We start from the raw sequence: 2,370 nt of genomic DNA on the forward strand, positions 1-2,370 counted from the left end.
GAAAACAACAAAGCCCCCTCTTCTCAAGAGCACTTCACTGTCACAGATGTCCAAGCCTCAGAATCCGGTATGTATAAGCTGATCTTGCGGGAGACAAAACAATAAGGCATCTTTATTTAGCAAGCCGTTTTGATTATTTTTATAAAAATATTACGTTCCCACTTGACATTGTGGCAACAATATGAACAATCGAATCAGGTGCCTAAGAAACACCTTAAAACAACAAGCGGATTGGTTGCCGAAATAATCAGTCTTCCGCACATTGTAAAGGCTTTGACTCATTATATGCGTATAGCGTATACTGGTCTTGTCGGGTGTGGTTATGCCATAAAATACCCTTTCGGGGGAAAGCATAACGACGGGCTTGTTGCCGTGTTTCTTAGCACCCGGCACTTTTTTAAAGTGTCATTAAGAAACATCTATCAACAAGGAATTCATTATGAATACTCTTATAGAAATTAGAGAACAGGTTATTGATCAGGAAACTGTTCAAACTGTTAACGCGCGTGATTTACATACGTTTTTAGAAATAAAAGCTCGCTTTAATGATTGGATTAAAAATCGCATTAAAGAATGTAAATTTCAGGAAAATATAAACTTTATAACGCTTACTAAAAATTTAGTAAGTGGTGGAAAGGTAAAAGAATACCACATTACGTTAGACGTGGCTAAACATCTTTCGATGATAGAGCGTAATGATAAAGGGCATGAAGCACGTCAATACTTTATCAAATGCGAACAGCTTTTGAAACAAGTAGCAACACCACAAGTTGACTACTCTAAACCCGAAGCATTGCTTGGTGTTTTGAATCACTTACAAAGTCAAATAGAGCAGAAAGATCATGTTATTGCAGAATTAGCACCAAAAGCAAAAGCTTTGGAAGGTTTAAAACGCTCTGATGGTTTATTCGGTCTTATTGAAGCAGCAAAGATGTTGGAAGTACGACCAAAGGATTTGACCGATTATTTGCGTAAACATGACTGGGTGTATCGACGTGCTCCAGGGGCGCCTCTGTTACCTTATCAGGACAAGATCAAGAAAGGATTTATGGATTGTCCCGCTATTACGATTCAAAGACCGGATGGTACAGAAAAGGTGCTGCCTTCAACAAAAATCACATCTAGAGGATTAGCTTGTTTGAGAGAACAAATCCATGGAGGTGTACAATGAACACCAGTATCGACTTTTTATGTGATTTATGGATAGCATTGTCTCAATTTTCTAGACATGAGAATATGAGCAACAAAGATTGTACTGCTCTGGTTGACACTATGAGTGTAATAGAAAAAGTATTGATTTTAAAACTTCAAAATGAGATGCCAAGTATGCTTAAAATCTTGACAGTTCTAACAGATTTTGGAGATTCAGAACTACCGCATAGCATGAATCCGTTATTGCAAGCTTATGCTCCTACTTTGGAAAGTCCTGTTGTAAAAGCTGCTTAACTTAAAAACACAACTCCCCTCCCTGTTCTTAAAATGGGGAGTGGTTAAACCCTACATTCAAATTTATTGATTTTGGCAAATTCGTCTGCTTTTTCAGTTTGTAATATACTAACGTCATAAGCAGCTTGCATGTTAAGCCAAAATTCAGCAGTAGTATCAAAAAAATAGGCTAATCTGAGAGCAGTATCGGGAGTCACTGGACTATTTTCAGCAACAATACGTTCTATTCTCGTGCGTGGAACATTTAATGCTTTTGCAAGAGCATAAGCAGAGAGGGCATATTCTTTTAAATATTCCTCTCGTAAAATTTCTCCGGGATGAATCGCTATATAATTTTTCATCTCGACCTCCTACAGATCAATGATAATCTACGATTTCAACTTCATAAGCGCCATTAGAGCGCCATTCAAAACAAATACGAAACTGGTCATTAATACGGATAGAATATTGACCTTTACGCTCTCCTTTCAATGCTTCTAGACGATTTCCCGGAGGACTACGCAAATCTTTAAGATCAACTGCTTTATCGAGCATAAACAATTTTCTTTGGGCTATACGCACTAGAGTGGTGGGAAAGCCTCTGGGCGGATTGCCTTCTAAAAGATCTTTACACCGCTTATCAGCAAAAGATTCAATCACCAAATCACCTTTATTCATTCTTTTACGTATCATAACACGATACTAATATAAAGAAAAGGATAAATGTTAAATAACAGGAACACTCATGCATCCGAGAGAGACGATAAGGGAAAGTTTTGTTGCGTTGATTAAAGCAGCAAAGACGGCAGCTGGTGACAATGTTTTCAATATGCGTGATTTCAATTTATTTATTGAAGCAATGCCAGCTATTAATATCTCAACACAAAGTGAAACGATTGAAGATGGCTATGATTATGGAGTAAGGCGGCGTGTTTTAACAGTAGA

Annotated in this window: 4 protein-coding genes and 1 pseudogene; 3 read left to right on the forward strand and 2 right to left on the reverse strand. The window is 37.6% G+C overall.

Translation table 11 applies throughout. The features are described 5' to 3' along the window. Nucleotides 1-439 precede the first annotated feature (439 nt). The gene (locus ACFILA_RS09325; RefSeq protein ID WP_375661101.1) at nt 440-1,171 is read left to right on the forward strand and encodes an antA/AntB antirepressor family protein; all 732 of its coding nucleotides are present in this window, start codon (nt 440-442) and stop codon (nt 1,169-1,171) included. Beyond that, on the forward strand, nt 1,168-1,446 hold the full coding sequence (locus ACFILA_RS09330; protein ID WP_375661102.1) for a hypothetical protein: 279 nt from the start codon (nt 1,168-1,170) through the stop codon (nt 1,444-1,446). The genes ACFILA_RS09325 and ACFILA_RS09330 overlap by 4 nt, the downstream gene beginning before the upstream one ends. Before the next feature lie 44 nt (nt 1,447-1,490). Here the strand turns inward: ACFILA_RS09330 and ACFILA_RS09335 are convergent, their stop codons facing one another. Both ACFILA_RS09335 and ACFILA_RS09340 read right to left on the reverse strand, forming a co-directional pair. After that, nucleotides 1,491-1,787: a HigA family addiction module antitoxin gene (locus ACFILA_RS09335; protein ID WP_004861504.1), complete on the reverse strand. Its 297-nt coding sequence runs from the start codon at nt 1,785-1,787 to the stop codon at nt 1,491-1,493. Between the two features lie 16 nt (nt 1,788-1,803). Beyond that, nucleotides 1,804-2,118, reverse strand: coding sequence for a type II toxin-antitoxin system RelE/ParE family toxin (locus tag ACFILA_RS09340; RefSeq protein WP_254771026.1), 315 nt, complete (start codon nt 2,116-2,118; stop codon nt 1,804-1,806). 52 nt (nt 2,119-2,170) lie between these two features. Between ACFILA_RS09340 and ACFILA_RS09345 the strand changes: the two are divergent. Next, a pseudogene (locus tag ACFILA_RS09345) lies at nt 2,171-2,370 on the forward strand (hypothetical protein); the annotation flags it as partial.

Origin of the sequence: Bartonella sp. CL71SXKL, assembly GCF_042194935.1 — a bacterium.
Lineage (GTDB): Bacteria > Pseudomonadota > Alphaproteobacteria > Rhizobiales > Rhizobiaceae > Bartonella.

What these genes read in the sequence shown, in the direction of transcription:
- ACFILA_RS09325 (WP_375661101.1), top strand. Translation starts at nt 440, where the DNA reads ATGAATACTCTTATAGAAATTAGAGAACAGGTTATTGATCAGGAAACT.
- ACFILA_RS09340 (WP_254771026.1), bottom strand. Translation starts at nt 2,118, where the DNA reads ATGATACGTAAAAGAATGAATAAAGGTGATTTGGTGATTGAATCTTTT.
- ACFILA_RS09330 (WP_375661102.1), top strand. Translation starts at nt 1,168, where the DNA reads ATGAACACCAGTATCGACTTTTTATGTGATTTATGGATAGCATTGTCT.
- ACFILA_RS09335 (WP_004861504.1), bottom strand. Translation starts at nt 1,787, where the DNA reads ATGAAAAATTATATAGCGATTCATCCCGGAGAAATTTTACGAGAGGAA.